This window comes from Mesorhizobium sp. M2C.T.Ca.TU.002.02.1.1 (genome assembly GCF_003997225.1).
On the sequence record NZ_RZTO01000594.1, the window covers coordinates 1 to 3,935 of the forward strand.

Here is a 3,935-nt window from a genome sequence, read left to right on the forward strand (position 1 = left end):
GAGGATACCGACCTGCTCAACGCCTTCAACGCGGAGCTGAAGAAATTCATCGGCTCGCCCGAGCACATCGCCCTGGTCGAGCCGTTCGGCTTCGGCAAGGACTATCTGCCGAACAAGACCACCGCCGAGCTCTGCGCCGGCAAGTAAAAGTCCCAACTCCGGGCGGCGCTTCGGCGCCGCCTCCTTTTCTTCGGAGAAGCCGATGGGCATCCGGACGCTTGTTGGCATGCTGGTTGCCGCATTGGCGGTGATCGGCCTGCTCGCCACGCAGCCTTCCTACAGCCTGTTCCTGCCGGGACTGCTGCAGGGAGCGTTGCTCACCATTGAAATCGCCGTGCTGGGGAGTGTGCTGGCCGTGGCGATGGGCGTCCTGGCGGCGCTTGCCCGCCTCTATGGGCCGGCTCCGCTGCGTTGGCTGGCGACTGTCTATGTCGAGATCTTTCGCGGCACCTCCGCGCTGGTGCAGCTCTTCTGGCTGTTTTTCGTGTTGCCGCAATTCGGCTTGCTGATGGACGCCTTCACGGTGGCCGTGCTGGCGCTGGGCCTGAATGTCGGCGCCTACGGATCGGAGGTGGTGCGCGGAGCGATCCTGGCGGTGGCGCCCGGCCAGTGGGAAGCGTCGATCGCCCTCAACATGAGCCGCGCCCAGATGCTGCGCAGGATCATCCTGCCGCAGGCCTTCATCGGCATGATCCCGCCCTGGGGCAATCTGTTCATCGAGCTGTTGAAATCGACCGCGCTGGTGTCGCTCATCACGCTGACGGACCTTGCCTTCAAAGCCCAGCAGATGAACCAGAGCACGCTGAAAACCGTTCCCATCTTCACGCTGGTGCTCCTGATCTATCTCGTCATGTCGCTCGCGATCACGATCGGCATGCGGTTCCTCGAGCAGCGGGCGTCGGCCGGGCTCTCGCGAGGGAGGGCCGCCTGATGTGGGATTGGTCCTTCACGCTCGAGATCCTGCCGACGCTGGCAAGCGCTGCGATCATCACCATCGAGGCGACGCTGATCGGCTTCGTCATCGCGGCCCTGCTCGGCCTGGCGCTCGCCCTGGTGCGCATCGCCATTCCGTGGACGGCCTGGCCGATCTCGGTGCTGGTCGAGCTGATCCGCTCGACGCCGCTGCTGATCCAGATCTTCTTCCTCTATTTCGTCTTCCCGAAATTCGGCATCGTTTTGGACGCCTTCACCGCCGGCGTGATCGCGATCGGACTTCATTACGCGGCCTACTGCTCCGAGGTGTACCGCGCCGGGTTCGACAACATCCCGCGCGGCCAATGGGAGGCGTCGATCGCGCTCAACCTGCCGCAATGGGCGACCTTCCGCGACATCATCATCCCGCAGGTCATCCCGCCGATCGTTCCGGCGCTCGGCAACTACCTGGTCGCGCTGTTCAAGGAGACGCCGCTGCTGTCGGCCATCGCCGTTCTCGAGCTGATGCAGACGGCCAAGATCATCGGCTCCGACACGTTCCGCTACACCGAGCCGATGACGCTCGTCGGCCTGTTCTTCCTGGTGATGAGCCTGGTGTCGGCCGCGCTCATCCGTATTCTCGAACGCCTGCTCAACCGGAGGACCTCACGATGACGGACCAGCCCATGGTGCGTTCCGACCCCATGGTGCGCTTCGACAATGTGTCGAAACGTTATGGCGCGCTGACGGTTCTCGATGGGCTCAGCCTCGACATCGCGCGCGGCGAGAAGGTCTCGATCATCGGACCTTCCGGCTCCGGCAAGACGACGGTGCTGCGCATGCTGATGACGCTCGAGACGATCAACGACGGCGTCATCTGGGTCGAAGGCGAGCCGCTCACGCATATGGACAAGGGCGGCAAGCTGGTTCCCGCCAATCTAGCCCACATCAGGCGGGTGCGGGCCAAGATCGGCATGGTCTTCCAGTCGTTCAATCTGTTCCCGCATATGAGCGCGATGGCCAATTGCATCGAGGCGCCGATGACCGTGCTCGGCATGAAGCGCGCCGACGCCGAGGCGCGCGCGGCCGAACTGCTCGACATGGTCGGGCTGTCGCAGAAGAAGGACCATTATCCCTCGCAGCTCTCCGGCGGGCAGCAGCAGCGCGTCGCGATCGCGCGGGCGCTCGCCATGCGGCCAAAGGTCATGCTGTTCGACGAGGTGACGTCGGCGCTCGACCCCGAGCTTGTCGGCGAAGTGCTGCAGGTGATAAGGCAGATCGGGCGGGAGCATGACCTCACAATGTTGATGGTCACCCACCAGATGGGTTTCGCGAAGGAATTCTCCGACCGGGTCTGCTTCTTCTACCAGGGCAAGATCTGCGAGCAGGGACCTCCAAGCGAGCTGTTCGGCGCGCCGAAGAACGAACGGACGCGGCAATTCCTGCGCGCGGTGCTGGAGGCGGGATGACCCGCAACGACGATGCGGCGATAGAGCAGGCCACGACCGGCCCAACGCGACCGCCTTCGGCGCGGGAAAGGTCGGAACGCATCTACAGGATCCTGCGCGACCGCATCTGCCTGCTCGATTATCCCCCCGGGAACCACCTGTCCGAAGAAGAGCTCGCTCAGGAATTCGAAGTCAGCCGGACTCCGGTGCGGCGGGTCCTTGCGCGTCTGGAGTCGGAAGGCCTCGTCCAGTCGGTCCATGGCGTCGGCACGATCGTCACCGACGTCGACATCGAGGAATTGGAGCAGGTCTACCATTTGCGCATGGAACTGGCGGAATTGATCGGCAAATTGTCGCCAATTCCGCGGACCGGTGCCGATCTCGACCGCATACGCGCGCTGATGGAGCGCTGCGACGCCCACATCCTCCATCCGGACCAGCGCGCTTTCCTGCGGCTCAACATGGATTTCTTCTATGAGCTGAGCGCAATGACCGGGAACCAGCCGCTGCGCGACATCAGCGAGCGGCTCTATTTCCAGGTCGCACGGGTCGTCCTGAAAATGATGCCGCGGCTTGGGCTGGCCGAGGAATTCGCCGCGTTCCGCCGGGAGATCGCGGAGGTGCTCGCGGCGGCTGAGATCGGCGACTGGGCTTCGATCGGACACATCAGGCGGGCGCATATCTCGATGAGCTTCCGGCGCATGATGCTGCATCGGAATGACAAGCGCGAAACCTTGCCTACCGAGGATTCGATCAAGCCAGCGCCACGAAGCCTGACCGACTAAAGCGCGTCGCGATTTTCGGATTCGCTCCATGCGCTTTAGGCTTTTTGATTCTACGCATGTCTTCACCCTGAAACCGGCTCCCACTTTCGGGAGACATGCTTTAGAGACCGTAGCCCCTATCCGGCCAACCGGGATGAACTCGTGCTGTTCACAGCCGAGAGCGCAGCAATCACGGCAGCAGTGACCTCGGCGGTGCGCGCTGAACCGCCAAGGTCCGGACTAAGATATTCGCCTCGATCAGTGACGGTTTCGATTGCCGCCATGAGACGCCGCGCTGCTTCTGGACTTTCTTCAATGGAAGCGAGCCGAAGCCCTACGAGCCTTGAGGGCGCGCGATCGCCGAAGGTCATGGCGATCTCGATCGCCCTTATCTCACCGGCGCTCCGCACCGCATCCGCTATCTCGAGAAGCTCTACGACTGCATCGCCGACCATGACGGCGTCGTCGTCTGCACCGGCAGCCAGTCCGTCGACTTTTCCAAAGGCTATAACGCGACGAGCCTTAACCCCTGATACCCAGAAATTCTCGCCAGCGGCGTGCGAGGTAATTGTGTTCCGGCATGATGGTGCTCCAGACGGCGATGCGCGACACCCGCTCCTTATAGTCGCCGCCCTCGCGCCTTTCGCCTGCGCGCACCACGACCGGTGCCGCCAGCCCCGGAAGGTCGTGCGCGGCGGGCAGGCCGCCGTACCAGTAATTCCATTCCGCCGGCGACAAGCTTTGCTTCACCGGTTCGACGACCGACATGTAGTACCCTTGCCGCGCCATGATCGCGCCCGCCACGCCCTCC

Annotated in this window: 5 protein-coding genes and 1 pseudogene; 4 read left to right on the forward strand and 2 right to left on the reverse strand. The window is 63.4% G+C overall.

The genetic code is table 11. The features are described 5' to 3' along the window. Positions 1-202 precede the first annotated feature (202 nt). Genes ehuC through EOD07_RS25670 form a run of 4 tightly spaced genes read left to right on the forward strand, consistent with a single transcriptional unit; the run spans position 203 to position 3,145 of the window. A complete protein-coding gene (gene ehuC / locus EOD07_RS25655) occupies positions 203-931 on the forward strand; it encodes an ectoine/hydroxyectoine ABC transporter permease subunit EhuC (RefSeq protein WP_127237408.1) in 729 nt (242 codons plus the stop codon). Beyond that, positions 928-1,587 carry an ectoine/hydroxyectoine ABC transporter permease subunit EhuD gene (ehuD, locus tag EOD07_RS25660; protein ID WP_127237412.1) on the forward strand — a complete coding sequence of 220 codons (660 nt, stop codon included), beginning with the start codon at positions 928-930 and terminating at the stop codon, positions 1,585-1,587. The genes ehuC and ehuD overlap by 4 nt, the downstream gene beginning before the upstream one ends. Beyond that, on the forward strand, positions 1,584-2,381 hold the full coding sequence (gene ehuA / locus EOD07_RS25665) for an ectoine/hydroxyectoine ABC transporter ATP-binding protein EhuA (RefSeq protein WP_127237409.1): 798 nt from the start codon (positions 1,584-1,586) through the stop codon (positions 2,379-2,381). Before ehuD ends, ehuA begins: the two co-directional genes overlap by 4 nt. Next, complete coding sequence (locus EOD07_RS25670; protein WP_127237410.1) at positions 2,378-3,145, forward strand: GntR family transcriptional regulator; 768 nt, start codon at positions 2,378-2,380, stop codon at positions 3,143-3,145. The genes ehuA and EOD07_RS25670 overlap by 4 nt, the downstream gene beginning before the upstream one ends. A gap of 116 nt (positions 3,146-3,261) precedes the next feature. Here EOD07_RS25670 and EOD07_RS38180 read toward each other — a convergent pair whose 3' ends face one another. Then, on the reverse strand, positions 3,262-3,579 hold the full coding sequence (locus tag EOD07_RS38180; protein WP_206519549.1) for a hypothetical protein: 318 nt from the start codon (positions 3,577-3,579) through the stop codon (positions 3,262-3,264). Positions 3,580-3,646: 67 nt separating this feature from the next. Beyond that, positions 3,647-3,935 (reverse strand): annotated as a pseudogene (locus EOD07_RS25685) (signal peptide prediction); the annotation flags it as partial.